The organism is Streptomyces collinus (assembly GCF_031348265.1).
GTDB classification, from domain to species: Bacteria; Actinomycetota; Actinomycetes; order Streptomycetales; family Streptomycetaceae; genus Streptomyces; species Streptomyces collinus.
Genome location: NZ_CP133771.1, coordinates 6,254,959 through 6,280,721 on the forward strand (window position 1 = coordinate 6,254,959; position 25,763 = coordinate 6,280,721).

Here is a 25,763-nt window from a genome sequence, read left to right on the forward strand (position 1 = left end):
TTCCTCACGGAGACTGACACCCATGGAATCTGCTGATATCCGCGTCGAGAAGGGCCACGCCGAGCCCGAGGAAGTCGCCGCCATCACGGCCATCCTCCTGGCCCGCGCCGCCGCCCGCCCCACGGACCCGACCCCGGCCCACCGCGGCCGCATCAAGGCAGGCTGGCGCCGCCTGGAACGCGAGCCGGGCTTCAGGGCCCCGCACAGCTGGCGCTGACCTCTTCACGCCTTCACGGCCCCGTGCTCCTTCGGGAGGGCGGGGCCGTGGTGCGACCTCTCCAGCGGACGACGACGCGCACGCCGGGAAAGCCCTCAGCGGGTCGTCTTGCCCGAGCCGGCCTCGCCGCGCAGCAGCACCCGCGAGGCACCGCTGAGCCCGGTCTCGACCCGCACCCCGGAGCTCTCGCCCCCGGCCTCCTCCCAGTCGCTCATGTCGGGCCGCAGCCGCGACGGGGAACGCCCGGTCCGGCGCCGGGACCCGTCGTCCCCGGTGGCCCGCAGGCTCACGTACGCCCCCGGAACCCGTGCTCCAGATACGGCTCCAGCCGGGACACCGCGTCGGTCATCTGCCCGAACTGCCGCTCCACTCTGCGATGGAGCCGGGGCCCGGGCACCCGCACCAGCTCCGTCAGCGACAGGTGCCGTTCCTGCTGCCGCCGTCTGCCGCCCAGCCAGATGTCGGCCGCCGTCTTCGCCACGGTCGTGCCCGGCCGTAACGCCGCCGCCTCCGCACTCAACGCGTCCCCCTCCCGAAAACACCAGCGGCCCCCACTCCTCCCACAGGAGGAACGGGGGCCGTAAGCGAAACGTGCCCGTTACCGCAGACGGGCCATCAGCGCGTGCTCGACCAGCGTGATCAGCGCCGACTTCGCATCCGCGCGGTGGCGGGCGTCCGTCGTGATGATCGGGGTGTCGGGGCCGATCTGCAGCGCCTCGCGGACCTCGTCCGGCGTGTACGGCTGCTGGCCGTCGAAGCCGTTGAGGGCGATGACGAAGGGCAGGCCCGAGTTCTCGAAGTAGTCGACGGCCGGGAAGCAGTCGGCGAGCCTCCTCGTGTCGACCAGCACGATCGCGCCGATGGCGCCGCGCACCAGGTCGTCCCACATGAACCAGAAGCGGTCCTGGCCCGGCGTACCGAAGAGGTACAGGATCAGGTCCTGGTCCAGGGTGATACGGCCGAAGTCCATGGCGACCGTCGTGGTCGTCTTGTCCCCGGTGTGGGTCAGGTCGTCGATGCCGGCCGAAGCGGACGTCATGACGGCCTCTGTGCGCAGCGGGTTGATCTCCGAGACGGCACCCACGAACGTGGTCTTGCCCACGCCGAAGCCGCCAGCCACCACGATCTTCGCGGACGTGGTGGAGCGGGAAGGCCCTCCGCTAGAGCTTGCGAAGTCCACTGAGCACCCTTTCGAGCAGTGTCACGTCTGGCTGGCCGCCGGCGTTCTCGTCGCCGCCGGGCTGATGGATGGCGACCAGTCCCGCCTCCGCCAAGTCGGCGACGAGGATCCTGGCCACGCCGAGAGGGATCGTGAGGAGCGCCGAGATCTCGGCGACCGACTTGATTTCCCGGCAGAGGTTGCAGATCCGCTGATGCTCGGGCAACTGGCCCTGCATCTGGTGCGGCTGCGCAGTTGTGTGCACCAGCGCCTCGATGGCGAGCTGGTAGCGCGGGCGGGTCCGGCCGCCGGTCATGGCGTACGGACGCACCAACGGATTGTGGTTGTTCGACGCCCCACCCGGTGCCGGCTCGGGGCTGCGGCGCTGAGGCTGCACGGGCTGGATACGCGGGGCCGGCGGCTGGTCGTACGGCGACGGGCCGGGGCCCTGCGGCGCGTACGGCTGCCGGTGGCTCGGTGCGGAGGGGAAGTTGTAACGGTTCGGGTTCTGACCACCGTCGCCCTGGCCCTGGGCAGGGCCGTACGACCAGTTGCCCGAAGACGAACCGCCTGGGGGTGTTGCCACTTTCTCCTCCTCCGACTGTGCCTGGCACCCATCGCTGTGGAGCCGCGTCCCGAAACCTTACGGCCACGGGACGCCAAAACGCACCGTCCGTCTGTTAGTTGAGCAGGCTCCCCTGGAGCTCTGCACGAAGGTCCGGTGTCAGGACCGTACCGGCTCGGTCGACCAGCAGCGCCATCTCGTACCCGATGAGGCCGATGTCCGCCTCCGGATGTGCGAGAACGGCGAGGGACGAACCGTCGGATACGGACATGATGAAGAGGAATCCCCGCTCCATCTCCACAACGGTCTGGTTCACGGCGCCTCCCTCGAAGATCCGGGAAGCGCCCGCCGTCAGCGACGTCAAACCGGAAGCGACGGCCGCGAGCTGGTCGGCGCGGTCGCGGGGGAAGCCTTCGGACATCGCCAGAAGGAGTCCGTCGGCGGAGACCACCACCGTGTGGGACACCCCCGGGGTGTTGTCCACGAAGTTGGTGATCAACCAGTTCAGGTTCTGTGCCGCCTGGCTCATCGGGCTCACACTAACGCTCCTGGTTGTAGGTGCTGTCAGGACCGAAGCCCTGGCCGTTCGTTTCACTGCCTGCGCTGCGTCCGCGCTGGACGCCCCGACGCAGGTTGCTCAGCCTGCCCCGGACGTCCTCCGGGGCGCGGGAGACCTGTGGGCCTCCCTGGGGGGTGCTCTCGGCGGCTCCCTCGATCAGGTTGGCCTTGGGAACCCGCCTCGGCAGGCCGGAGGAGGTGACCCCGCCCGCCTTGGGCTTCCGGAGCTGCGAAGCCTGCTGCCACCGCTCGTCGTTGGCCGAGCGCCAGTCGTCGCCCTTGCTCTCCGGAGCGGAGGCCGGCGGCTCCTGGCTCACATGCCGTGCGCCACCCGTGCCGTTCGCACCGCTCGCGGTGGCTCCACGGCGGGGAAGCCCGGCGTCCGTCATCGTGTGAGCGGCGGAGGGGCTCGATCCCGGACGGTCGAAGCCTACGCGGTCCTGCTCACTTGCGTCAGCGGCCTGCGCAGATTCCGTTTCCGGGGCCTGAGAAGGGTACTGGCTCGGGTAGCCGTTCTGGTAACCGTCCTGCTGCGGCCAGTCGTCCTGGTGGCGCCGCTGCTCGAACGCGGCGAAACCCCCGTGCCCGCCCGTGCCCGGAGCCGAGGGCTCCTCCTGGGCCGGCTCCGCATAGGAGGGCTCCGGGTAGCCGCCGTTCTGCGAGAACGTGTCGTTCTGCGGCAGACCGCCGTTCGGCGCGTAGTACTGCTCGTCGTACGCAGACCGCTGCGGCTCCTCGTACGACGCCTGCTGCTCCTGGTACTGCGCCTGCTGCTCCTGGTACGACGCCTGCTGCTCCTCGTACGGCGCCTGGCGGTCGTACGAGGACGGCTGCTGCTCCGGGTAGCCGGACTGGCCGGTGTCGTAGGCCTGGCCGGCGTCGTAGCCCTGCTGCCCGCTGTACTCGTCGCGGTATCCGGTCGCCTGGTTCGGTTCCTGGCCGTTCTGCCCGGGCAGCGCGGGCTGCTCGTGCGACTGTGACTCCAGGGCCGCCCGGCGCTCCTCGCGCATCAGGGAGCGGCCGACGGGGTCCAGCTCCCGTATGTCGTCGGGGACGTCGGAGTAGCGGCTGTCGTCGAAGCCGAGCTCCGCGGCCGTGCGCATGGACGGCTGGTTGAAGTTCTCGCCGCCGAAGTTCTGCTCCGGGATGATCTGCGAGACGGTGAACTCGTCGCGGTCCACGTGCTGCTCGCCGCCACCGCCGTGGGTGATCGCGTCGGGCAGCATGACCAGCGAGGTGGTGCCGGCCTGCTCGCCCGAGGGGCGCAGCTGGACCCGGATGCCGTGCCGGTCGGACAGCCGGCCGACCACGAACAGGCCCATGCGCTGGGAGATCGCGGCGTCCACGGTCGGCGGGTTGGCCAGCTTGTGATTGATGTCCGCGAAGTCCTCGGCGGTGAGGCCGATGCCCTTGTCATGGATCTCGATCATCACGCGGCCGTCGGGGAGACGGGTCGCGGTGACGCGGACCTTGGTCTGCGGGGAGGAGAACGTGGTGGCGTTCTCCAGCAGCTCGGCGAGCAGGTGCACGAGGTCGGTCACGGCGCGGCCGTGGATCTCGGCCTCCGGGACGCCGGAGAGCTCGATGCGCTCGTACTGCTCCACCTCGGAGGAGGCGGCGCGCAGCACGTCGACCAGCGGGACCGGCTGGTCCCAGCGGCGGCCGGGCTCCTCGCCGGCGAGGACCAGGAGGTTCTCGCCGTTGCGGCGCATACGGGTCGCCAGGTGGTCCAGCTTGAAGAGGTTCTCCAGCTGGTCCGGGTCGGCCTCGTTGTTCTCCAGGTCGGTGATCAGGGTCAGCTGGCCCTCGATGAGCGACTGGTTGCGGCGCGACAGGTTGGTGAAGATCGCGTTGATGTTGCCCCGCAGCAGGGCCTGCTCGGCGGCGAGCCGGACGGCCTCGCGGTGGACCTGGTCGAAGGCGCGGGCGACCTCGCCGATCTCGTCGGTGGTCGTGATCGGGATGGCCTGGACGCGGGTGTCGACGCGGCCGGGGTCCGTGCGGGAGAGCTGGTCGACCAGCATCGGCAGACGCTGCTCGGCGATGCCGAAGGCGGCGTTGCGCAGCTGGCGCATCGAGCGGCTCATCTGGCGGGCGACCGCGCCGGCCAGGATGAAGGCGAGGAGCAGGGCGACCACGACGGCGGCACCGGTGATGTAGGCGTCACGCTGGGCGTCGTCGGCGATGTCGGACGCTTCGCTCACGGCCTTGTCGGCCAGGTCCGTCTCGATCTTTTCGTACGCGTTGAACTTGAGCGTGTTGACCGCCCACCAGTTCTCGGCGGTGATGCCCCGCTCGGCGAGGGCGGCGCGCGCGCTCGGGTCCGTGCTCTGCAGCGTGGCCACGCCCGAGATCATCGTCGTCGGGTTGGCGGGCGGCGGCACGTAGTCCGGGTCCTTGGCCTTGGCCTCGCGGGCCATCGCGGCACCTTCGGCCTTGATCTTGGCTTCGGCCGCCTTGAGCTTGTCCGCGTCCTGCTCGGTGCCACCGCCGATGTACTCCTGAACGGCGATGCGCTCCAGGTAGGCGTACGAGGAGAGGGCGATGCGCTGGCTGGCCAGGTTGCCGTCGTCCGGGCCCGGCTTGACCAGGATGTGCATGCCGATGGAGCGCTGCAGCGACAGGGCCGCCTTGGTGAGCTCGATGGCGTACACGGTCCGGCCGTAGCTGGTGATGTTGCCGGTGCCGAGGCCGAGCTCGTTGGCGAACTCCGTCAGCGGGTGGGCGACCTCGACGTAGCCCTCTTCGGTCTGTACGCCCTTGAGCTTGGAGGTGTAGGCGACCTGGCGCAGGGTGGCCAGCTTGGGCTCCGCCTCGCGGAACAGCTTCAGCCGGCGCTCCAGGCCGGGCTTGTCCGGCATGCTCTGTGCCGCGGTGTCGAAGGCGTCGGCAGCCTCGTCGGTGGCCTTGCGGACCTGCGTGACGGTCGCCTTGTCCTGGGCGCTCTGGGCGCTGCCCTTGAGCAGGGGCGCAGCCGACGCGTCACGTTCGATGTAGAGGGCGTTGGCGTAGAGCAGCGAGGCGCGGACCAGGCGCGCGGTGTTCTCCGCGTCCTCGGCCTCCTGCCAGGTGTCGATCGAGCCCTTCACCTGGAAGCCGCCCATGACGAGGCCGACCAGCACGGGTATGAGCAGGATCGCGTTCAGCCTGGTCGCCACGCGCCAGTTGCGCGGAGAGAGACGGCCGCCGCTCTCGGCGGGCGCGGCCGCCGGTTCCGAACCGGGCACGGGGGCGGGCGCCGCTGTGCGCGGCGGCGGGGTGAAGTTGCCCCGGGCCGACGGCTCGGGACTGTTCTTGCTTCGCCTCACTCGACCAACAACCTCTCGGCGGTCGGCACCAACGTTGTGCCGCAGTGTTCAGAGCCCAACACGCCTCGATGGACGAGTGCGTCATTGACTATTGGGCAGTTCAGGCATTCCAGCACGACGACCTGCGCTCTTCCAAACAGTCCGGGGCGGGGATTCGACGTGATGTAAGCCCCAGATAAAACGGTCATAAAGAGCGAGCCCCGCCAAAAGGCGGGGCTGTTGTGCGCGCAGCGAGACCGGATGTGCGCGACGAGTGGCCGTACCACCCGATTCCTCTGCCGAAACGTTATGAACACCTTGGCCGACCGTGTCAAAGGACACAGCCGGCTCCGGTGTATCTACGACAACTGCCGTATGGCGCTCTTGAATTGGGTGCTACCTCAGCCGTGCCATCAGAGCGTGCTCGACCAGCGTGATCAGGGCACTCTTCGCATCGGCCCGGTGCCGCGCGTCCGTCGTGATGATCGGGGTGTCCGGTCCGATCTGCAACGCCTCGCGCACCTCTTCGGGCTGGTAGGGCTGCTGCCCGTCGAAGCCGTTGAGGGCCACGACGAACGGCAGACCCGAGTTCTCGAAGTAGTCGACGGCCGGGAAGCAGTCGGCCAGGCGCCGGGTGTCCACGAGCACCACCGCACCGATGGCGCCGCGCACCAGGTCGTCCCACATGAACCAGAAGCGGTCCTGGCCCGGCGTACCGAAGAGGTACAGGATCAGGTCCTGGTCCAGGGTGATACGGCCGAAGTCCATGGCCACCGTGGTGGTGGTCTTGTCCCCGGTGTGGGTCAGGTCGTCGATGCCCGCGCTGGCCGAGGTCATCACGGCCTCGGTCCGCAGCGGGTTGATCTCCGAGACGGCACCCACGAACGTGGTCTTGCCCACGCCGAAGCCACCCGCCACCACTATCTTCGCGGAGGTGGTGGATCGACCCGGGTCAGAGCTTGCGAAGTCCACTGAGCACCCTTTCGAGCAGTGTCACGTCCGGCGCACCGGTGGCGTCGTCGCCGCCCGGCTGGTGGATCGCGACGAGACCGGCCTCGGCGAGGTCCGCGACCAGGATCCGGGCCACACCGAGCGGCATGTTCAGCAGCGCCGAGACCTCGGCCACCGACTTCACCTCACGGCAGAGGTGGCAGATCCGCTGGTGCTCAGGGAGCAGCCCCATGAGTGCGGCGGGGTCCGCGGTCGTGCTGATCAGCGCCTCGATGGCCAGCTGATAGCGCGGCCGCGTCCGGCCGCCGGTCATGGCGTAGGGCCGAACCAGCGGCTGGTCGCCCTCGTCCTCGTACGGCTCCGCGTACGGATCATGAGAGGCGGTGGGCGGGGTCATGGGTCCTCCGGGCGGGACAGCAAGTCGGTCAGCAAGCCGTCTGACGGGGCCTGTGTGGGGTGTGTGGCAGCCGGACGGTGATGTGGTGAGACGGGTGGTGCCGGGGCCGATCAGTGGAGCAGACTGCCTTGGAGCTCGGCTCGCAGGTCGGGGGTGAGGACCGCGCCCGCGCGGTCGACCAGGAGCGCCATCTCGTAGCCGACGAGGCCGATGTCGCACTCGGGGTGGGCGAGGACCGCCAGTGACGAGCCGTCCGAGACGGACATGAGGAAGAGGAAGCCGCGCTCCATCTCCACGACCGTCTGCGCCACCTCACCGCCCTCGAAGATCCGGGAAGCGCCCGCCGTCAGCGACGTCAGGCCCGAGGCGACGGCCGCGAGCTGGTCCGCGCGGTCGCGCGGGAAGCCCTCCGACATCGCCAGGAGGAGACCGTCGGCGGACACGACGACGGTGTGGGACACCCCGGGGGTGTTGTCCACGAAGTTGGTGATCAACCAGTTGAGATTCTGTGCCGCCTGGCTCATCGGACTCAACTAACGCTCCTGCTGGTGAGTGGGCCGTGGGTGGCTGCCGGTCTGGGTGGACCCGGCCTGACGACCCTGTGCGATTCCCCGACGGAGATTGGTCAGCCGGCCGCGCACGTCATCGGGCGCACGCGAGACCTGCGGACCACTCTGGTGGGTTTGCTGCTGAGCCGTGCCCGGGACGAGGTTCGCCCGGGGCACTCGGCGCGGCAGGCCGGAGGTGGTGACACCACCCGCGGCGGGCTGGCGGACTCGCTCGGCCTGGCGGACGAGGTCGTCGTTCGGCGACGTGCGCCAGCCGGCGGGGGCGGCGGACCGCTGCGGACCGGTGGGTCCCTGCGGCTGCTGCGGGGCGGCCGGAGCGGAGCCGTTGTTCTGCGGCTGCTGCTCCTGCTGGCCGTGGAACCAGTTGGTCTCCAGCGTGTCGTACAGCGGCGTACGACCGTCGCCCGGACCGGACGCCGGCGGCAGGGCCTCGGGCTCCTGCCGGACGGGCCGGGCCTGCGGGGCGGGCGGCCGCGGGGCGCCGAAGTCGGCCGGTCCCCGGCCGCCGTTGTTCTGCGGCTGCTCGTACCGGCCCGTGCCCGCGGGGTCGGCCGGCGTGGCCGGACCCGGGAGGGTGGGCCGCCCGGAGCCGTTGTCCTGGCGCGGTGCCGGGTACTGGCCCGTGGAGCCGTTGTCCTGGCGGGGCGCCGGGTACTGGCCCGTGGAGCCGTTGTCCTGGCGGGGCGCCGGGTACTGGCCGGTCGAGCCGTGGTCCTGGCGCTGGGCCGGGTACTGGCCGGCCGTGCCGTTGTCGTAGGACTGCGGCGCCGGGTACTGGCCCGACGTGGACGAGTCGCGTCGGCCGCCCGGGGTGCCGAAGACGTCCGGGCGGACGAACGACCCCTGGTCCTGGCCCTGCTGTGCGTTCGCGCCGGGGCCGAACGGATCCTGGCCGGTGCCGAAGTCGGTCGGCGAGCCGAAGCCCTGCCGGTCGTCGCGCGGCACGGCCGGGATCTCCGCCGTCGCGCCGGGACCCTGGCGGTCGTCGACGCGCGGCAGGGCGGACGTACGGGAGAGGTCCGGCTGCTCCTCGTGGCCGCGGGGGGCGTCCAGCGACGCACGCGGCACCGGCGGCTGGGCGTTCTCGTCGCTCCAGCTCGGCACGCGCGCTTGCGCGTCGCCACCGGGCAGCTCGGCCCGCGGACCACCGCGCGGCGGCAGCTGCGGCCTGCGGCCCTTGCCCTGCTCGCCGTTGCCGCCCTGCTTCTTCCGGCTCCGGCCACCGCCGAAGGCGTCCTGGCCCTGCTGCGGCCCGTTGGTGCCCGCGGCCTGCAGACCCTGCGGGGCGCCCGGCGCCTGCTGACCGAACCCGCCACCGGCCGGAGCCGGACGCCCCTGCGGGGGGCCGCTCGGCTCGAACGACGACGGGCCGGGACCCTGCGGTCCGCGCGCACCGCCCTGCGCTCCGGGACGGCCACCGTCGCCGTCCCGCCCGGGCAGCGCGGCCCGCGGGCCCTGACCGGGAGCGAGCCGGCCACCGCCGGAGGCACCGCCACCGAAGGCACCGCCGGACGCACCGGCGCCGAGAGCACCGGCACCCTGGCCGGAACCGGCGGCACGCCGGGCCGCTGCCGCACCGGCGGCGGCCTGCGCGGCGGCGGGACCGCCGCCGACGGGAGACTGACCGGGCTGCTTGGGCTGGGGCTTGCGGCCGCCCTGGGCGACATCGACGGGCAGCATGACCAGCGCGGTCGTACCACCGGAGTCGGACGGGCGCAGCTGGATGCGGATGCCGTGCCGCTGGGACAGCCGGCCGACCACGAACAGACCCATGCGGCGGGAGACGGAGACGTCCACCGTCGGGGGAGAGGCGAGCCGCTCGTTGATCGCCGCGAGGTCCTCCGGCGACAGGCCGATACCGGTGTCGTGGATCTCGATCAGCACCCGGCCGTCGGGCAGCGCGTGACCGGTGACCTTGACCTTGGTCTGCGGCGAGGAGAAGGAGGTCGCGTTCTCCAGCAGCTCGGCGAGGAGGTGCACGAGGTCGTTGACGACCCGGCCGGCCACTTCGGTGGTCGGCACGGAGGCCAGCTCGATGCGCTCGTACTGCTCCACCTCGGAGGCGGCGGCGCGGAGCACGTCGACCAGCGGCACCGGACGGGTCCAGCGGCGGCCGGGCTCCTCACCCGCGAGGACGAGGAGGTTCTCACCGTTACGGCGCATGCGGGTGGCGAGGTGGTCGAGCTTGAACAGCGAGGACAGCTGGTCCGGGTCGGCCTCGCGCGACTCCAGTTCGGAGATGAGCGACAGCTGGCGCTGGATGAGGCCCTGGGAGCGGCGCGAGAGGTTGGTGAACATCGCGTTGACGTTGCCCCGGAGCAGGGCCTGCTCGGCGGCGAGGCGGACCGCCTCGCGGTGCACGTCGTCGAAGGCCGCGGCCACTCGGCCGATCTCGTCCCGGGAGTGCACACCGACCGACTCCACGGACGTGTCGACGTCCTGCGGGTCGGACTCGGACAGCTGCTTGACCAGCTCGGGCAGACGGTCGGAGGCGACCTTCGTCGCGGTGTCCTCAAGACGGCGCAGCGAGCGGATCATGGAGCGGGCCACGACGAAGGCGCCGACCAGCGACACACCCAGCACGATCAGGATCAGGGCACCGGAGATGATCGCGTCGCGCTCGGTGGCGCTGCGCAGCTCGCGGGCCTTCTGCTCCATCTCCTCGAGCAGCGTGTGCTCGATGTTCTTCATCTGCTGGATCTTGGTGGAGCTGTCGTCCAGCCAGTCGCGGTAGGACCGCTTGTCCTGCTGGGCGAGACCGCTCGCGGAGACCAGGGCGCGACCCGCGTAGGTGTCGGTCGCCTTGATCGTCGAGTTGCCGCCGTCCTCGATCGGCTTGAGCAGCTCGGCGGCGGAGTCCTCGCCGTAGATGCTCTTGAAGCTGCGGATCTCGGAGTTCTGGGACTCCAGGGCGGACTCGGCGTAGAGGCGGTCGTTCGGCGAGAGCTTGCCGGCCGTGGTGTTGCTCGCGGGCAGCGCCGCCGCCAGGGCCGCGCGCTGGATCGAGGAGTACTCCTTGGCGGAGGAGAACGCCGCGAGCGCACGCGTGCGCTGGATCATGTCCGGGTTGCTGGTCGCCTCGGCCATGTCCTGGGAGAGGTCGATCAGGTTCTCGATCAGACGGTGGTACGCCTCGATCGTCTGCGTGGAGTTGTCCTCGGAGGCGTAGGCGCCCTTGCGGATCTGCTCCAGGTCGCCCAGCTCGCCGGCGAGCTGGACGAGGTACTCGCGGACGCCCTTGAGGTTGCCGTCCTTGCTGGCGCCGTCGATCTCCTCGGAGCTGTCGAGGAAGTTCTTCATCGCCCGGTCGGTCTTCTCGCGAAGCCCCTTGACCGTGAAGTCCGTCGCCTTGCCGCCGTGCGCCAGCGGGCCGGCCGACTGGTCGCGCTCCTCCTGGAGCGCGGCCGACAGCTCGGTGGCCTGCTTGGTCATGTCCGTCAGCAGCTTCATGTTGTCGAGCTGCTGGATGTCGTCCATGGACTGATTGATACGCAGCGCACCCAGCGAGGTGGCCGCGACCACCGGGAGGGCGAGCAGCGACACCAGTCGCGTGGAGATGCGCCAGTTGCGCAGGGCTATTCGCGGCCCGGGGCCGGTCGGGCCCGTGGGCGGCTTCAGCGCCGGGGAAGGGCTCGCGGACCCCGTGGGGGTCGACGTGCCGGGGCGCCCGGAGCGCTCACCGCCGTCACCGGCCGGGCCCTGGTTCTGGGCGTGCTGGGGCGAGGGGCCGCCAGTCATGGGGCCAGTCCCGCCGTGCGGCTCCGGCTCCGCCGAAGCGTTGCCATCCCTCTTGAAACGTCCCTGCACTAGCGTCGCAACCTCTGGACCAGGCACCCCGTCGCCTGAACGGCGGGGCACGGTGTCGGCGTTCTGGGGACGCCCTGAAAAACGCCCCCGTGGTGGTCTTGGGTGACCGGCGCTGGCTCCCCCTTCTCACCGCCACTCGGCGCGACTGTGCGCCCCCTGTGCGCCGGCTCGATCCTGCGGCGGTCCGTGAGATTCCAGCACAGCACAGGATCTCCAACAAGGCCCGTAGGCCGAGCCGTGATGTAGGTGACACCACGTGAGTGCCGGATCACCGGTGGTGGATGGCGAGTTCGCCCATTTCGGGCGTTAGTCCGCGAGTCGCCGAGCGGTGCCGGGTGTCCCAGTCGCCATGATCAGGAGCGGAATGATGGCTTCAGGGGGTCAATGTCCGTTTCGCCGATGTGGAGCACGTGTCCGGATTGACCGATTCGCCCTCTGATTCGTGAGGAAACTCACATGCCGATCATGGTCTTCGCGCGAACGGGCCGGGGAATCGCATGTTTAGCCTGACGCTTTACAGCGATGGCACAACCGACAACCCGCGCCCGTGCGGAGGTTTCACACACCCTCCCGGCGCCCGTCACAGGACAGGGTCAAGTAAACAGTGAAGACGACGACGATGTTCCACAAGATCGCCAACCCGCGACGCACGACGCTGGCACACCTGGAAGACGCCGACGAACTGCAGACGCCGGAGCAGCCGGAGCACCCCGTCGACCTGCCGGCCCAGACCGCAAACCCCAAGCGCACCATCCTGATGGAGATCCCCGTCGCGGCCGCCGCAGCCGCGGAGTGACACCAGCTAGTACGCGTACCGGCGACCGGATGCTCACGGCGGCGGGACACGGATTTTCCAGGGGCGCCCCTGCGACGGGGCGCCCCTTCGTAATGCGCGGGGCGGGAACACCTCTCCGCGTTAGCCTGGACCGTCAGACTCCAGCCGCGTCAGTCAAGGGGCCAAGCAACCCGTGCGCATCGCCAGATTCTCCATCGACGGGAACGTCGCCTTCGGTGCCATCGAGGGCGACAAGCAGGACGAACTCGTCCTGGACATCATCAAGGGCATCCCGTTCGCGGACTTCGAGCTCTCCGGTACGAAGGTGCCGGTGAGCAAGGTCAGGCTGCTGCCGCCGGTGCTCCCCAACAAGGTCGTGGCCTTCGGTCGCAACTACGCGGAGCACGCCCGCGAGCTGGGCAACGAGGTGCCCGACGCCCCCTTCGCCTTCTTCAAGCCGTCCACCTCGGTGATCGGCCCCGGCGACGAGATCCAGTACCCCTCCTTCTCCGAGGAGGTGCACCACGAGGCCGAGCTGGCCGTGGTGATCGGCCGGATGTGCCGCGAGGTCCCGCGCGAGCGCGTCAAGGACGTCATCTTCGGCTACACCTGCGCCAACGACATCACCGCCCGCGACGTGCAGAAGCGCGAGAAGCAGTGGGCCCGGGCCAAGGGCTTCGACAGTTCCTGCCCGCTCGGCCCCTGGGTGGAGACGGACCTGGACGCGAGCGACCTCACCATCCAGCTCACGGTCAACGGCCAGCAGCGCCAGCTCGGCCGGACCAGCGAGATGATCCACTCCATCGAGGATCTGATCGTCAACATCTCCGAGGCCATGACGCTGCTCCCCGGCGACGTGATCCTCACGGGCACCCCCGCTGGGGTCGGCCCCCTGAACGTCGGCGACGAGGTCGCCGTCACCATCGAAGGCATCGGCACTCTCACCAACAAGGTTGTCAAGCGTGGCTAGCGCATCCGGCACTCCAGTACGCGTCCGTTTCTGCCCCTCACCCACCGGTAACCCCCACGTGGGCCTGGTCCGCACCGCCCTGTTCAACTGGGCGTTCGCCAAGCACCACCAGGGCACCCTGGTCTTCCGCATCGAGGACACCGACGCCGCCCGCGACTCCGAGGAGTCGTACACCCAGCTGCTCGACTCGATGCGCTGGCTGGGCTTCGACTGGGACGAGGGCCCCGAGGTCGGCGGCCCGCACGCGCCGTACCGCCAGTCGCAGCGCATGGACCTCTACAAGGAGGTCGCGCAGAAGCTGCTCGACGCCGGTCACGCCTACCGCTGCTACTGCTCCCAGGACGAGCTGGACACCCGCCGCGAGGCCGCCCGCGCCGCCGGCAAGCCCTCCGGCTACGACGGCCACTGCCGCGAGCTGACCGAGGCCCAGGTCGAGGAGTACCAGGCCCAGGGCCGCGAGCCGATCGTCCGCTTCCGGATGCCCGACGAGACGATCACCTTCACCGACCTGGTCCGCGGCGAGCTGACCTTCACCCCGGAGAACGTCCCGGACTACGGCATCGTCCGCGCCAACGGTGCCCCGCTGTACACGCTGGTCAACCCGGTCGACGACGCCCTGATGGAGATCACCCACGTCCTGCGCGGCGAGGACCTGCTCTCCTCCACCCCGCGCCAGATCGCCCTGTACAAGGCGCTGATCGAGCTGGGTATCGCCAAGGAGATCCCGTCCTTCGGCCACCTGCCGTACGTGATGGGCGAGGGCAACAAGAAGCTCTCCAAGCGTGACCCGCAGTCCTCCCTCAACCTCTACCGGGAGCGCGGCTTCCTCCCCGAGGGCCTGCTCAACTACCTCTCCCTGCTCGGCTGGTCCCTCTCGGCCGACCAGGACGTCTTCTCGATCGCCGAGATGATCGCGGCCTTCGAGATCTCCGACGTGCAGCCCAACCCGGCCCGCTTCGACCTCAAGAAGTGCGAGGCCATCAACGGCGACCACATCCGCCTGCTGGACGTGAAGGACTTCACGGAGCGCTGCCGCCCGTGGCTCCAGGCGCCGTTCGCCCCCTGGGCCCCGGAGGCCTTCGACGAGGCGAAGTGGCAGGCCATCGCGCCGCACGCGCAGACCCGCCTCAAGGTCCTCTCCGAGATCACCGACAACGTCGACTTCCTGTTCCTGGCGGAGCCGGCCGAGGACGAGGCCTCCTGGACCAAGGCGATGAAGGAGGGCTCGGACGCCCTGCTGCGCACGGCCCGCGAGAAGCTGGAGGCCGCCGACTGGACCTCCGCCGAGTCGCTCAAGGAGGCCGTCCTGGCCGCCGGTGAGGCCCACGGACTCAAGCTCGGCAAGGCCCAGGCCCCCGTCCGCGTCGCCGTCACCGGCCGCACGGTCGGCCTGCCGCTCTTCGAGTCCCTGGAGGTCCTGGGCAAGGAGACCACCCTGGCCCGGATCGACGCGGCGCTGGCGAAGCTCACCGCGTAAGCGCACGGCATCACACCGCGAGGGCGGCGTCCGGTTCGGGCGCCGCCCTCGCCGTGTCCGCCCAGCCGCCACCCGGAGTTCACCCTTCCGGGCAACTCCCGTCCCCGCACGAGACGTTGGATGCCCCCTGTGCGCACGGTGCGTGCGTGTGCGCCCGGGTACAGGGGGAGAGAGCATGATCCGTCCACGAAGACTCGTCCACGCGGCCGTCGGCGGGGTGGTGGCCCTGTCCTGCACCCTGCTGACCGCACCCGCGCAGGCGGCGCCCGGAGCCGACGAGCCGGCCGGCACGGTGCGGCTGGCCACCGAGAAGCGCGTGACCGTCGACTACCCCTGGGCCGGCGCGTCCGGCTTCCAGTACCGCCCGGGAACCACCTCGGTCACCACGGTGGACTACCCCGACGCGGTCCCGCCCGCCCACGCCGGCCCGGACGACCTGGCCACCGGCACCGACGTCGTGAACACCCGCGACGGCCAGAAGGTTCTGCAGAAACACCGCTCCACGGGCGTCACCGCCACCGTCACGATCCCCACCGGCCAGGCCTACCGCGCCGCCGTCGGCTGGAGCGTGCTGACCATGGACGGCAACGGCGCCCTGCACGTCCTGCGCACCGTCGACGGCACCCTCACCGTGGACACCCCGGTCACCGGCTTCCCCGCGGGCGCCCGCCCCGTCCTCTACCGCACCGGCGGCTCGGTCACCCGCCTCGCGATCGTCTACGCGCTGGACGGCAAGACGTCGGTGGGCCTGGTGGACCTCTCCGACGGCGCCTTCCGCACGTATGTCACCGGCGATGAGGCGACCCCGCAGCTCGCCTTCAACGACCGCTGGCTCGTCGCCGACTGGAAGGCGATCCGGGTGGACGCCGAACCCGGCACCGCGCCCACGGCCCTCACCAGGACCGGCGCCCAGCTCGAAGCCGTCGTCGGCGACCAACTCCTGATCGGCAATCCGGGCTTCGTGCTGGGCGGCACCGAGGCCGCGCTGACCGCCCGCTCCCTGGTCACCGGCGCCTCGGCCACCGTGCTCCCCTCGTCGTTCGGCGGCATCGGCCCGACCCCGGACGGTGGCGCTCTGGCCACCGCGGGACCCTCCAGCCTCAACTGGAACATCCACCGCATCACCCCCACCGGCACCGGAGGCCTCTCCACCACCGAAGTGGCCCGGGTGCCCGCCGCCGCGACCGGCGTACAGGGACTGGCCGTCGCCGGCGGCGAGTTGTTCCTCTACGGCGCGACGCCCGGCGCGTCACTGCGCTACAGCAGCTTCCAGCTGGACGCCACCGGCCGGCCCGACGGCCCCCAGACCCGCCGCAGCCCGGGGCTGAGCCCGTCCACCTGCCTCACCGGCGACGCCGCCTGTCCCCAGCTGGAGGCTCTCGGCGACGGCAGGGTCAGCCACCTGTGGACCGGCGAGACGGGCCAGGAGTCCGTCGTCACCGTCGGCCTCGACACCACCACCGTCCTCAGCGCACCCACGGACGGCGATTCCTCCGGCCGCATCGGCGCCGGCACCGGCCGCTACGTGCTCTACAACGGCGGCTCCGGCAAGCAGCGGGTCGTCGACTTCCCGCGCGCCAAGACCGCCGGCGAGACCACCCTCACCCGCGACCGCACCGCCGCCGCGGTCTGGGGACAGACCCTGTGGGCCCCGGGCGGCACCCAGGGCCAGGTCACCGGCCGCAACCTCAAGACCGGCACGACCACCACCACCATCACCACCGGCGCCCCCTGCACCCCCACCGACATCCAGGCCGTCAACACCTGGCTGTACTGGTCCTGCGGCAGCTCGGCCGGCGTCTACGACCGGGCCACCCAGCGCAAGATCACGGTTCCGGCCGACCTGGGCCCGGCCCGCCTCGCCGACGGCTTCCTGCTCCGGGAGAACCGCACCACCCACGAACTGCTGCTCACCGACTTCCACACCGGCACGGCCACCACCCGCACCCTGGTCAAACTGCCCGCCACGGACCAGAACACCGGCGGCAGCAACGGCCGCTGGGCCGTCGACCGCTTCGGCGGCCCCATCGCCTACCTCAACGGCACGTACGGCGAGGTGTCGATCGTCCCCAGCGGCGTCCCCACCTCGCCCCTGGCGCAGATGGAAGCCCAGGCCCACACGCCGTCCGTGATCGGCAAGGCGTTCCCCTGGTCCCCGGTCTGGCAGCTGAACAAGCCCTCCACCTGGACCCTGACCCTCACCAACGCCTCCGGCAAGATCGTCCGCACGCTGACCGGCAGTTCCACGGGAGCCGCGGTGCGCCCCGCCTGGGACGGCACCACCGACAGCGGCGGCGGCACCACGGGCGGCGCGTACACCTGGAAACTCACCGCCCACCCCCGCGACGGCCAGGGACCGGACCTCACGCTCTCCGGCACCATGACCCTGGGCTGAGAGCATTCCGCGGTGGGTACGGTCGGAACATGAGCATTCACGCCGTGGTCTGGGACGTCGACGACACCCTCTTCGACTACACCACCGCCGACCGCCTCGGCATGCGCGCCCACCTCACGGCCGAGGGCCTGCTCGACCGCTACGACAGCGTCGAGCGGGCCATCGACCAATGGCGGGAGATCACCCACCTGCAATGGGCCCGCTTCTCGGCCGGCGAGGCCACCTTCGAGGACCAGCGGCGCGAGCGCGTAAGGGTGTTCCTGGACCGGGACCTCACCGACGCCGAGGCCGACGCGTGGTTCCAGCGTTACATCACCCACTACGAGGCGGTCTGGGCCCTGTTCCCGGACGTCCTGCCCGTCCTCGACGCCCTCTCCGCCAGCCACCGGCACGCCGTGCTCTCCAACTCGAGCCTCCACGTCCAGGACCGCAAGCTGCGTGCCCTCGGCGTCCACGACCGCTTCGAGACCATCCTGTGCGCGGCTGAGCTCGGCATCTCCAAGCCCGAGGCCGGGGCCTTCCTCGCGGCCTGCGAGTTCCTCGGACTGCCGCCGCACCAGGTCGCCTACGTCGGCGACCACCCGGAGATCGACGGACGGGGCGCCGCCGACGCCGGACTGCTGTCGGTGTGGATCGACCGAGGCGGTCTGTACGCCACGATCGAGCCGCCCGTCGGGCCGCACCGCATCGCCTCCCTCGCCGAACTGCCGTCCCTGCTCGGCTCGGATACTCGTTTTGGAGCCCCGTCCACCTTCGGGTAATGTTCTTCCTGCGCCGCGGGAGCGGGCCGGAAGGCCAGAACCCCAGGCGCACTACTAGAACAAAACCCCCTAGGGGGCTTGCGTTCCAGTGGCCTATGGTGTAATTGGCAGCACGACTGATTCTGGTTCAGTTAGTCTTGGTTCGAGTCCAGGTAGGCCAGCTCGCAGAGCTCATCTGCATCGCCCCCGTTGTGTAGCGGCCTAGCACGCTGCCCTCTCAAGGCAGTAGCGCCGGTTCGAATCCGGTCGGGGGTACTGGTTCCGAGTGATCGACGATCATCTCGGGACTGCTAGGGCCCCCGTTGTGTAGCGGCCTAGCACGCCGCCCTCTCAAGGCGGTAGCGCCGGTTCGAATCCGGTCGGGGGTACTGACTGGTCTAAACCACATTGGTCTATGGTGTAATTGGCAGCACGACTGATTCTGGTTCAGTTAGTCTTGGTTCGAGTCCAGGTAGACCAGCTCGGACCTGCGGAAACGCAGGCTCCATGCCCCCGTTGTGTAGCGGCCTAGCACGCCGCCCTCTCAAGGCGGTAGCGCCGGTTCGAATCCGGTCGGGGGTACACATCACAAGAGGCCCCTCACTTCGGTGAGGGGCCTCTTGTGTGCTTGCCTTCTGTTGGTCGCGTGAGCTGCACGAACAAACCCCAACCGGCCCGCACGCGACGATCAAACCGTCCGTGTCATGGCGCGTGATCGGGAAAGGCCTGCCGCGGCGTTGAGGCCGGCCTCCCCCGAAACGCTCCGTCGGTTCAGCCGGTGCGCCGCAACGCCTCGGAGAGACGCCCCGCCGCATCGATCACAGCCTGGGCATGCATACGCCCCGGGTGCCGCGTCAGCCGCTCGATCGGCCCGGACACGGACACCGCGGCGACCACCCGGTTCGAAGGCCCCCGCACCGGCGCGGACACCGACGCGACGCCCGGCTCCCGCTCACCGATCGACTGTGCCCAGCCCCGCCGCCGCACGCCCGACAGGGCCGTCGCGGTGAAGCGCGCCCCTTGCAGGCCGCGGTGCAGCCGCTCCGGCTCCTCCCAGGCCATCAGGATCTGCGCCGAGGACCCGGCCTTCATCGTGAGCGTCGAACCGACCGGGACCGTGTCCCGCAGACCGGACAGGCGCTCCGCCGCTGCGACGCAGATGCGCATGTCGCCCTGACGGCGATAGAGCTGCGCGCTCTCGCCCGTGATGTCACGAAGATGCGTGAGCACCGGGCCGGCGGTGGCGAGGAGACGGTCCTCACCCGCGGCCGCGGCAAGCTCTGCCAGGCGAGGGCCGAGAATGAATCGGCCCTGCATGTCGCGCGCCACCATGCGGTGGTGTTCCAGGGCCACGGCCAGGCGGTGGGCCGTGGGTCGTGCCAGTCCGGTGGCACCGACCAGACCCGCGAGGGTGGCCGGACCGGACTCCAGAGCGCTCAGGACGAGGGCCGCCTTGTCCAGAACGCCGACGCCGCTACTGTTGTCCATGAAACGATACTTGCGTCTCACTCTGTGAAACGCAAGTTCAAATTCTCGTGGAACGCGCCACCCTGGAATCACGAAGTCACAACGGCCCGTGACGTAAGGGCCTGGTGGCGTGCGCCCGGAATCAGGGGAACGGGCGCCGCCTCCTCAAGATCTCTAGTTGGGTCGGCGGACCGTAGCCGGCCGGAGGGAACAGCGATGGGTAGGACACTCGCGGAGAAAGTCTGGGACGACCACGTCGTCCGGCGCGCGGAGGGCGAGCCCGACCTTCTCTTCATCGATCTGCACCTGCTGCACGAGGTGACCAGCCCGCAGGCGTTCGACGGTCTGCGCAAGAGCGGCCGTGGCGTGCGGCGTCTGGACCTCACCATCGCGACCGAGGACCACAACACCCCGACCCTGGACATCGACAAGCCGATCGCGGATCCGGTCTCGCGGGTCCAGCTGGAGACGCTGCGCAAGAACGCCGCCGACTTCGGCGTGCGCCTGCACCCGCTGGGCGACGTCGAGCAGGGTGTCGTGCATGTGGTGGGGCCGCAGCTGGGTCTGACCCAGCCGGGCACCACCGTCGTGTGCGGTGACTCGCACACCTCCACGCACGGTGCTTTCGGGGCGCTGGCGTTCGGCATCGGCACCTCCCAGGTGGAGCATGTGCTGGCCACCCAGACGCTGCCGATGTCCCGCCCCAAGACCATGGCGATCACGGTCGACGGCGAACTGCCCGACGGCGTCACCGCCAAGGACCTGATCCTGGCGATCATCGCGAAGATCGGCACGGGCGGCGGCCAGGGCTACGTGCTGGAGTACCGCGGCGAGGCCATCGAGAAGCTCTCGATGGAGGCCCGCATGACCATCTGCAACATGTCGATCGAGGCCGGCGCCCGCGCGGGCATGATCGCCCCGGACGAGACCACCTTCGCCTACCTCCAGGGCCGCCCGCACGCCCCCGAGGGCGAGGACTGGGACGCCGCCGTCGCGTACTGGAGGACGCTCAGGACCGACGACGACGCCGAGTTCGACGCCGAGGTCGTCATCGACGCCGCCGAGCTGTCGCCGTTCGTCACCTGGGGCACCAACCCGGGCCAGGGCGCACCGCTTTCGGCGTCCGTCCCCGATCCTGCTTCGTACGAAGACGCATCGGAGCGCTTCGCCGCCGAAAAGGCCCTGGAGTACATGGGGTTGGAGGCCGGGCAGCCGCTGTGTTCCATCAAGGTGGACACCGTCTTCGTAGGCTCGTGCACCAACGGCCGCATCGAGGACCTGCGGGCTGCGGCCGAGCTGCTCAAGGACCGCAAAGTCGCCGACGGCGTACGGATGCTGGTCGTCCCCGGCTCGGCGCGGGTGGGTCTGCAGGCCGTCTCCGAGGGCCTGGACGTGGTCTTCAAGCAGGCCGGCGCCGAGTGGCGGCACGCGGGCTGCTCGATGTGCCTGGGCATGAACCCCGACCAGCTGGCCCCCGGTGAGCGCTCCGCGTCCACCTCCAACCGCAACTTCGAGGGCCGGCAGGGCAAGGGCGGCCGCACCCACCTGGTCTCCCCGCAGGTCGCCGCCGCCACCGCAGTCCTGGGCCACCTGGCCTCCCCGGCCGACCTGACCGCCGACGCCCCCACGCCCGCTGGAGTCTGATCACCCATGGAAGCCTTCACCACCCACACCGGCCGGGCCGTGCCGCTGCGCCGCTCCAACGTCGACACCGACCAGATCATCCCCGCGCACTGGCTCAAGAAGGTCACGCGGGACGGGTTCGAGGACGGGCTGTTCGAGGCCTGGCGCAAGGACGCGTCGTTCGTGCTCAACCAGAGCGAGCGCAAAGGCGCGACCGTGCTGGTCGCCGGTCCCGACTTCGGCACCGGCTCCTCGCGTGAGCACGCCGTCTGGGCGCTGCAGAACTACGGCTTCAAGGCCGTGATCTCCTCGCGCTTCGCCGACATCTTCCGCGGCAACTCGCTCAAGAACGGCCTGCTCACGGTCGTTCTGGAGCAGGAGACCGTGGACGCGCTGTGGGAGCTGACCGAACAGGACCCCACGGCCGAGATCACCGTCGACCTGGAGAGCCGCGAGGTGCGCGCCGAGGGCATCACCGCCGCCTTCGAGCTGGACGAGAACTCCCGCTGGCGGCTGCTGAACGGCCTCGACGACATCTCGATCACCCTCCAGAACGAAGCCGACATCGCCGCCTACGAGGCCAAGCGCCCGGCGTTCAAGCCGCAGACCCTCCCGGTCTGACCCCACGCACGGCCCACCGCCTCCGAACAAGGCGACTTTCGGCCACCGCAACACCCTCTCTGTACCCCCGATCAGCCCGATCGGGGGTACAGCCGTGTCTGCACCCGAACGGCCCTGCCCATCCACTGTTCAACTGCCAACTTCCGGCGTTATGCCGGTGGTTGCTGGGGTACGCGAGGGGTACAGCCGTGACTTCCACGTGTGCCCGGAAGGCCGTTTGAGGCGTCAGTTGTCCCCTGCGCAGGCGACAACTCGCCCCAGATGGCACAATCTGTGCATGGAACACGACGGCCAACTCGAGCTCTATGCGGCAGTCGCGGACCAACTCAAGGAAGCGCACACAAGAGTGCGCGCACTGCAAGTCCCGGAGGGCGTACGGATGGCGCTGACCCGGAAGCTGCTGGTCATTACGGCCGCGGCCAAGCACGATCTCGCCGACGCGGCAAGACGGCTGGAGCGGTTCACCGCGGACCTCGACGAGGGACGTCTCCCCGACGAGGAACGCTGAACCCTTCGACACCGTCGAGTTCGTTGCGGCACAAGGGTGATAAGCCCGTTTCGTGTTTGATTTGCGGTATATATCTGCCTAACGTGCGAAAAAGCTTGAACACTTTCGTTCTGGCGATGTCTCCGAAGGGGAAGACGTGAACAAGGCGCAGCTCGTAGAAGCGATTGCCGACAAGATGGGCGGCCGTCAGCAGGCCGCCGATGCTGTCGACCATGTACTGGACGCCATCGTCCGCGCGGTCGTCTCGGGTGAGCGGGTCTCGGTCACCGGCTTCGGTTCGTTCGAGAAGGTCGACCGCCCGGCCCGGTACGCCCGTAACCCCCAGACGGGCGAGCGGGTTCGGGTCAAGAAGACCTCCGTTCCGCGCTTCCGCGCCGGTCAGGGCTTCAAGGACCTGGTCAGCGGCTCGAAGAAGCTCCCGCGTGGCGGCGAGGTCTCCGTCAAGAAGGCGCCCAAGGGCAGCCTGACCGGCGGTGCCGGCGCGACGGTCAAGAAGGCCGCCGCGAAGAAGGCGACCACGAAGTCGGCCGCCGCGAAGAAGACCACCGCCAAGAAGACGACGGCGAAGAAGGCCACCACGAAGACCGCGGCCGCGAAGAAGACCACGGCGAAGAAGGCGCCCGCCAAGAAGACCACGGCGACGTCCAAGACCACCGCCGCGAAGAAGACCACCGCGAAGAAGGCCCCGGCGAAGAAGGCCACGGCCAAGAAGGCGCCCGCCAAGAAGTCGACGGCGCGCAAGACCACCGCCAAGAAGACCACCGCCCGCAAGAAGTAAGGGCGCTGGAGTACTCACGCGCCGGGCCGGACTCCGCACGGAGTCCGGCCCGCGGCGTGTTCAGCAAGGCGTGTTCAGCAAGGGGTCAGAGGGTCTGCAGGGTCACCAGAGTGATCCGGGGCGCGTCCTTCGCACCCTCGACCTCGATGCGCACCCGCTGGCCCGGACGCAGCAGCCTGAGGCCCCCCGCGTCGAACGCGGCAGCGTCGAAGGGCACCGGGGTGCCGTCGTCCAGGAGCACCTGCCCGCTGCGGCTTTCGGGGTCGTATGTGTACGCGGTCGCCTGCATGGCCGCAGCCTACTGCCCGGGTATCAGCAACCGCGCGGCGGCCGCGGCCGTATGAGGGCCGACCCCCAGGGCCAGCGCGCTGCGCAGGTCCTCGCCGGTGTCCACGTCCTGGCGTACGGAATCCACCGCGGCGAGGGGCAGTTCCACGGCGCCGGACGCGCGGTGCCGGGCCCGGGAATCCGCGCCGAAGGCCGGGCGCAATTCGCGGCCCGCAGCGGCGGCCAGCAGGGTCGTGCCGATTGCGGCCGCGTCCGGGAGAAATGCACGCGGGAATTCAGCGGCGGCTTCCAGTACCCGGGACAATTCCAAAGGACGCAGGGCCGGCAGATCGGCGTTCAGTGCGGCCACGGCACGCGCCGGGCGGGCTGACCGTACGACCCGCGTCGCGTGTGCGAGGGCGGCGTTGAGGCCGCCGCCCGGCTCGTCGGGGATGATCGCGGCGCCCAATGCCGCCAGCTCACGGCCCGCCCGGGCGTCGTCCGTGACGACTGCCACATCCCCTACCGCCGGGCAGGCCAGCGCGGCCGCCACCGTGTCCTGGGCGAAGGCCAGCGCCAGGTCCGGCCGCAGCCCGTCGTCGGCGGTGTCCGCCAGCCTGCTCTTGGCCTGGGCCAGGGGCTTCAGGGGTACGACCAGGGTCCACTGCACGGGTGTTCCGTCCTCCTCTTGTCGCGGTCATTGTCACCCGGGGCATCGGGCGGGCGGCGTGCCGGGGCGTACGGTGTTCTCGACAGACCGGCGGCCTGGGGCGACACTTGTGCGGCCCCCCGTGGCCCCGGCTTTCAGGCCCTAGAGGAAGGTGTCCGCGTGCCCCGCCGCAGAATCGGCTTCTGGTACCGCTTCGCCGCGGTGATCTGCAAACCGCCGCTGGTGGTTCTGCTCAGGCGGGACTGGCGCGGAATGGAGCACATTCCGGCAGAGGGTGGATTTATCACCGCGGTGAACCACAATTCGCACATCGACCCCTTCGCTTACGCGCACTTTCAGTACAACACCGGGCGCGTCCCGCGATTCCTCGCGAAGAGCGGGCTTTTCAAGAAGGGATTCGTCGGGGCCGCGATGCGGGGCACCGGGCAGATCCCCGTCTACCGCGAGAGCACGGACGCGCTGAGCGCCTTCCGGGCCGCGATCGAGGCCGTGGACCGCGGGGAATGCGTCGCCTTCTATCCCGAGGGCACCCTCACCCGCGACCCGGACGGCTGGCCCATGACCGCCAAGACGGGGGCCGCGCGGGTCGCGCTGCAGACCAAGTGCCCGGTGATCCCCGTCGCCCAGTGGGGCTGCAACGAGCTGCTCCCGCCGTACGCGAAGAAGCCGCATCTGCTGCCGCGCAAGACGCACCGGGTGCTCGCCGGGCCGCCCGTGGACCTCGCGCGGTTCTACGACCGGGAGATGACCGCGGAGCTGCTGAAGGAGGCCACGGAGGTCATCATGGCCGCCGTGACCGCACAGCTGGAGCTGATCCGCGGTGAGAAGGCGCCGGAGACGCCGTACGACCCGCGCCGGGAGCGGATCGAGCAGCGGCGCCGTACGCAGGCACAGACGCAGACGCATCAGAAGTCAGGGCAGACCGTGCAGGAAGAGGGGCTGGGCAAGTGAGCAAGCCGGTCAAGGCGGCGGTGCTGAGCGCCGGTTCGTGGGGTACGGCCTTCGGCATGGTGCTCGCCGACGCGGGGTGCGAGGTCACCCTGTGGGCGCGCCGCCCGGAGGTCGTGGAGGCGATCAACTCCTCACGGACCAATCCCGACTACTTCCCGGGGGTCGAGCTCCCGGAGAACGTGCGGGCCACCACCGATCCCGCGCAGGCCGCGGCGGACGCCGACTTCACGGTCCTGTCGGTGCCCTCGCAGACCCTGCGCGGCAACCTCGCCGAGTGGAGCCCCCTGCTGGCCCCGGACACGGTCCTGGTGTCGCTGATGAAGGGCGTCGAGCTCGGCTCCGCGATGCGGATGAGCGAGGTCATCGACGACGTCGCCAAGGTCGGCCCGGACCGGATCGCCGTGGTGACGGGGCCCAACCTGGCCCGGGAGATCGCCGCGCGGATGCCGGCCGCGGCCGTGGTCGCCTGCACCGACGAGGCCGTCGCCCAGCGGCTCCAGGCCGCCTGCCACACGCCCTACTTCCGCCCGTACACCAATACGGACGTGGTGGGTTGCGAACTGGGCGGAGCCGTGAAGAACGTCATCGGCCTCGCCGTGGGTATCGCGGACGGCATGGGACTCGGCGACAACGCCAAGGGCTCGCTCATCACCCGCGGCCTCGCCGAGACCACCCGGCTCGGCATGGCCCTCGGCGCCGACCCGCTGACCTTCTCCGGACTCGCGGGCCTGGGCGACCTGGTGGCCACCTGCTCCTCGCCGCTGTCGCGGAACCACACCTTCGGCACCAACCTCGGCAAGGGCATGACCCTCCAGGAGACCATCGCGGTCACCAAGCAGACCGCCGAGGGCGTCAAGTCCTGTGAGTCGGTGCTGGATCTGGCCCGCAGGCACGGCGTCGACATGCCGATCACGGAGACGGTCGTCGGCATCGTGCACGAGGGCAAGCCCCCGGTGGTGGCTCTCAAGGAGCTGATGTCGCGCAGCGCGAAGCCCGAACGACGCTGAGCGA

Annotated in this window: 25 protein-coding genes and 5 tRNA genes; 17 read left to right on the forward strand and 13 right to left on the reverse strand. The window is 70.2% G+C overall.

Annotation, left to right across the window (positions count from 1 at the left end; all coding sequences use genetic code 11):
- The first annotated feature begins 22 nt into the window (after positions 1-22).
- Positions 23-217 (forward strand): acyl-CoA carboxylase subunit epsilon, encoded by a 195-nt coding sequence (locus RFN52_RS28615; protein ID WP_142159151.1) that lies wholly within the window; start codon positions 23-25, stop codon positions 215-217.
- Between the two features lie 95 nt (positions 218-312).
- Here RFN52_RS28615 and RFN52_RS28620 read toward each other — a convergent pair whose 3' ends face one another.
- The 10 genes from RFN52_RS28620 to RFN52_RS28665 all read right to left on the reverse strand — a co-directional run bounded on the left by RFN52_RS28620 (position 313) and on the right by RFN52_RS28665 (position 11,510).
- On the reverse strand, positions 313-507 hold the full coding sequence (locus RFN52_RS28620) for a hypothetical protein (protein ID WP_184850349.1): 195 nt from the start codon (positions 505-507) through the stop codon (positions 313-315).
- On the reverse strand, positions 504-737 hold the full coding sequence (locus RFN52_RS28625; protein ID WP_184850351.1) for an NACHT N-terminal Helical domain 1-containing protein: 234 nt from the start codon (positions 735-737) through the stop codon (positions 504-506). The genes RFN52_RS28620 and RFN52_RS28625 overlap by 4 nt, the downstream gene beginning before the upstream one ends.
- A gap of 78 nt (positions 738-815) precedes the next feature.
- Positions 816-1,397 carry a GTP-binding protein gene (locus RFN52_RS28630; protein ID WP_014675207.1) on the reverse strand — a complete coding sequence of 194 codons (582 nt, stop codon included), beginning with the start codon at positions 1,395-1,397 and terminating at the stop codon, positions 816-818.
- Complete coding sequence (locus tag RFN52_RS28635) at positions 1,378-1,962, reverse strand: DUF742 domain-containing protein (RefSeq protein WP_184850353.1); 585 nt, start codon at positions 1,960-1,962, stop codon at positions 1,378-1,380. Before RFN52_RS28635 ends, RFN52_RS28630 begins: the two co-directional genes overlap by 20 nt.
- 94 nt (positions 1,963-2,056) lie before the next feature.
- Positions 2,057-2,470, reverse strand: a complete 414-nt coding sequence (locus RFN52_RS28640) for a roadblock/LC7 domain-containing protein (RefSeq protein ID WP_003993185.1) — start codon at positions 2,468-2,470, stop codon at positions 2,057-2,059.
- Between the two features lie 10 nt (positions 2,471-2,480).
- Positions 2,481-5,807 carry a sensor histidine kinase gene (locus tag RFN52_RS28645; RefSeq protein ID WP_184850355.1) on the reverse strand — a complete coding sequence of 1,109 codons (3,327 nt, stop codon included), beginning with the start codon at positions 5,805-5,807 and terminating at the stop codon, positions 2,481-2,483.
- Between the two features lie 375 nt (positions 5,808-6,182).
- Positions 6,183-6,758, reverse strand: coding sequence for a GTP-binding protein (locus tag RFN52_RS28650; protein WP_062929254.1), 576 nt, complete (start codon positions 6,756-6,758; stop codon positions 6,183-6,185).
- The gene (locus RFN52_RS28655; protein ID WP_030851927.1) at positions 6,739-7,134 is read right to left on the reverse strand and encodes a DUF742 domain-containing protein; all 396 of its coding nucleotides are present in this window, start codon (positions 7,132-7,134) and stop codon (positions 6,739-6,741) included. The genes RFN52_RS28650 and RFN52_RS28655 overlap by 20 nt, the downstream gene beginning before the upstream one ends.
- Before the next feature lie 110 nt (positions 7,135-7,244).
- Positions 7,245-7,658: a roadblock/LC7 domain-containing protein gene (locus RFN52_RS28660; protein ID WP_030851929.1), complete on the reverse strand. Its 414-nt coding sequence runs from the start codon at positions 7,656-7,658 to the stop codon at positions 7,245-7,247.
- Between the two features lie 9 nt (positions 7,659-7,667).
- Complete coding sequence (locus RFN52_RS28665; protein ID WP_184850357.1) at positions 7,668-11,510, reverse strand: sensor histidine kinase; 3,843 nt, start codon at positions 11,508-11,510, stop codon at positions 7,668-7,670.
- Between the two features lie 604 nt (positions 11,511-12,114).
- Between RFN52_RS28665 and RFN52_RS28670 the strand changes: the two genes are divergently transcribed.
- The 10 genes from RFN52_RS28670 to RFN52_RS28715 all read left to right on the forward strand — a co-directional run bounded on the left by RFN52_RS28670 (position 12,115) and on the right by RFN52_RS28715 (position 18,449).
- Positions 12,115-12,306, forward strand: coding sequence for a hypothetical protein (locus RFN52_RS28670; RefSeq protein WP_184854233.1), 192 nt, complete (start codon positions 12,115-12,117; stop codon positions 12,304-12,306).
- 172 nt (positions 12,307-12,478) lie between these two features.
- Entirely contained in the window at positions 12,479-13,255 is a 777-nt protein-coding gene (locus RFN52_RS28675) for a fumarylacetoacetate hydrolase family protein (RefSeq protein WP_033313200.1), read from the forward strand.
- Positions 13,248-14,732 (forward strand): glutamate--tRNA ligase, encoded by a 1,485-nt coding sequence (gltX, locus tag RFN52_RS28680; protein ID WP_184850358.1) that lies wholly within the window; start codon positions 13,248-13,250, stop codon positions 14,730-14,732. The genes RFN52_RS28675 and gltX overlap by 8 nt, the downstream gene beginning before the upstream one ends.
- A 175-nt stretch (positions 14,733-14,907) precedes the next feature.
- Positions 14,908-17,127 carry a FlgD immunoglobulin-like domain containing protein gene (locus tag RFN52_RS28685; RefSeq protein WP_184850360.1) on the forward strand — a complete coding sequence of 740 codons (2,220 nt, stop codon included), beginning with the start codon at positions 14,908-14,910 and terminating at the stop codon, positions 17,125-17,127.
- Positions 17,128-17,156: 29 nt separating this feature from the next.
- Entirely contained in the window at positions 17,157-17,888 is a 732-nt protein-coding gene (locus RFN52_RS28690; RefSeq protein ID WP_184850362.1) for an HAD family hydrolase, read from the forward strand.
- A gap of 89 nt (positions 17,889-17,977) precedes the next feature.
- Positions 17,978-18,049: transfer RNA gene (locus RFN52_RS28695), tRNA-Gln, on the forward strand.
- Between the two features lie 21 nt (positions 18,050-18,070).
- Positions 18,071-18,143, forward strand: a tRNA-Glu gene (locus RFN52_RS28700).
- 40 nt (positions 18,144-18,183) lie between these two features.
- A tRNA-Glu gene (locus RFN52_RS28705) sits at positions 18,184-18,256 on the forward strand.
- A gap of 20 nt (positions 18,257-18,276) precedes the next feature.
- A tRNA-Gln gene (locus tag RFN52_RS28710) sits at positions 18,277-18,348 on the forward strand.
- A gap of 28 nt (positions 18,349-18,376) precedes the next feature.
- A tRNA-Glu gene (locus tag RFN52_RS28715) sits at positions 18,377-18,449 on the forward strand.
- A gap of 189 nt (positions 18,450-18,638) precedes the next feature.
- On the opposite strand, the gene ndgR is transcribed toward RFN52_RS28715, so the two are convergent.
- Positions 18,639-19,355, reverse strand: a complete 717-nt coding sequence (gene ndgR / locus RFN52_RS28720; RefSeq protein WP_003993203.1) for an IclR family transcriptional regulator NdgR — start codon at positions 19,353-19,355, stop codon at positions 18,639-18,641.
- A 195-nt stretch (positions 19,356-19,550) separates the two neighbouring features.
- Here ndgR and leuC point away from each other — a divergent pair, with 195 nt between their 5' ends.
- The 4 genes from leuC (at position 19,551) to RFN52_RS28740 (ending at position 22,864) form a co-directional block, all read left to right on the forward strand.
- Complete coding sequence (gene leuC / locus RFN52_RS28725) at positions 19,551-20,978, forward strand: 3-isopropylmalate dehydratase large subunit (RefSeq protein WP_184850365.1); 1,428 nt, start codon at positions 19,551-19,553, stop codon at positions 20,976-20,978.
- 6 nt (positions 20,979-20,984) lie between these two features.
- A complete protein-coding gene (gene leuD / locus RFN52_RS28730) occupies positions 20,985-21,578 on the forward strand; it encodes a 3-isopropylmalate dehydratase small subunit (protein ID WP_184850367.1) in 594 nt (197 codons plus the stop codon).
- A gap of 277 nt (positions 21,579-21,855) precedes the next feature.
- Positions 21,856-22,086: an SCO5555 family protein gene (locus tag RFN52_RS28735; RefSeq protein WP_030851947.1), complete on the forward strand. Its 231-nt coding sequence runs from the start codon at positions 21,856-21,858 to the stop codon at positions 22,084-22,086.
- Between the two features lie 136 nt (positions 22,087-22,222).
- Complete coding sequence (locus RFN52_RS28740; RefSeq protein WP_030851950.1) at positions 22,223-22,864, forward strand: HU family DNA-binding protein; 642 nt, start codon at positions 22,223-22,225, stop codon at positions 22,862-22,864.
- 85 nt (positions 22,865-22,949) lie between these two features.
- On the opposite strand, the gene RFN52_RS28745 is transcribed toward RFN52_RS28740, so the two are convergent.
- Together RFN52_RS28745 and cofC are read right to left on the reverse strand one after the other, a co-directional pair.
- Complete coding sequence (locus tag RFN52_RS28745) at positions 22,950-23,153, reverse strand: hypothetical protein (protein WP_033313194.1); 204 nt, start codon at positions 23,151-23,153, stop codon at positions 22,950-22,952.
- A gap of 9 nt (positions 23,154-23,162) precedes the next feature.
- Complete coding sequence (cofC, locus tag RFN52_RS28750) at positions 23,163-23,801, reverse strand: 2-phospho-L-lactate guanylyltransferase (protein WP_184850369.1); 639 nt, start codon at positions 23,799-23,801, stop codon at positions 23,163-23,165.
- A gap of 159 nt (positions 23,802-23,960) precedes the next feature.
- Here cofC and RFN52_RS28755 point away from each other — a divergent pair, with 159 nt between their 5' ends.
- Both RFN52_RS28755 and RFN52_RS28760 read left to right on the forward strand, forming a co-directional pair.
- Complete coding sequence (locus tag RFN52_RS28755; protein ID WP_184850371.1) at positions 23,961-24,752, forward strand: lysophospholipid acyltransferase family protein; 792 nt, start codon at positions 23,961-23,963, stop codon at positions 24,750-24,752.
- Positions 24,749-25,759, forward strand: a complete 1,011-nt coding sequence (locus tag RFN52_RS28760; protein ID WP_184850373.1) for an NAD(P)H-dependent glycerol-3-phosphate dehydrogenase — start codon at positions 24,749-24,751, stop codon at positions 25,757-25,759. The genes RFN52_RS28755 and RFN52_RS28760 overlap by 4 nt, the downstream gene beginning before the upstream one ends.
- The last annotated feature ends 4 nt before the right edge of the window (positions 25,760-25,763 follow it).

Bases quoted from the DNA above. Each gene is read 5' to 3' on its own strand.
- RFN52_RS28685 (WP_184850360.1), top strand. From the start codon at position 14,908: ATGATCCGTCCACGAAGACTCGTCCACGCGGCCGTCGGCGGGGTGGTG.
- RFN52_RS28615 (WP_142159151.1), top strand. From the start codon at position 23: ATGGAATCTGCTGATATCCGCGTCGAGAAGGGCCACGCCGAGCCCGAG.
- RFN52_RS28660 (WP_030851929.1), bottom strand. From the start codon at position 7,658: ATGAGCCAGGCGGCACAGAATCTCAACTGGTTGATCACCAACTTCGTG.
- RFN52_RS28690 (WP_184850362.1), top strand. From the start codon at position 17,157: ATGAGCATTCACGCCGTGGTCTGGGACGTCGACGACACCCTCTTCGAC.
- RFN52_RS28735 (WP_030851947.1), top strand. From the start codon at position 21,856: ATGGAACACGACGGCCAACTCGAGCTCTATGCGGCAGTCGCGGACCAA.
- RFN52_RS28655 (WP_030851927.1), bottom strand. From the start codon at position 7,134: ATGACCCCGCCCACCGCCTCTCATGATCCGTACGCGGAGCCGTACGAG.
- leuC (WP_184850365.1), top strand. From the start codon at position 19,551: ATGGGTAGGACACTCGCGGAGAAAGTCTGGGACGACCACGTCGTCCGG.
- leuD (WP_184850367.1), top strand. From the start codon at position 20,985: ATGGAAGCCTTCACCACCCACACCGGCCGGGCCGTGCCGCTGCGCCGC.
- RFN52_RS28640 (WP_003993185.1), bottom strand. From the start codon at position 2,470: ATGAGCCAGGCGGCACAGAACCTGAACTGGTTGATCACCAACTTCGTG.
- RFN52_RS28745 (WP_033313194.1), bottom strand. From the start codon at position 23,153: ATGCAGGCGACCGCGTACACATACGACCCCGAAAGCCGCAGCGGGCAG.
- ndgR (WP_003993203.1), bottom strand. From the start codon at position 19,355: ATGGACAACAGTAGCGGCGTCGGCGTTCTGGACAAGGCGGCCCTCGTC.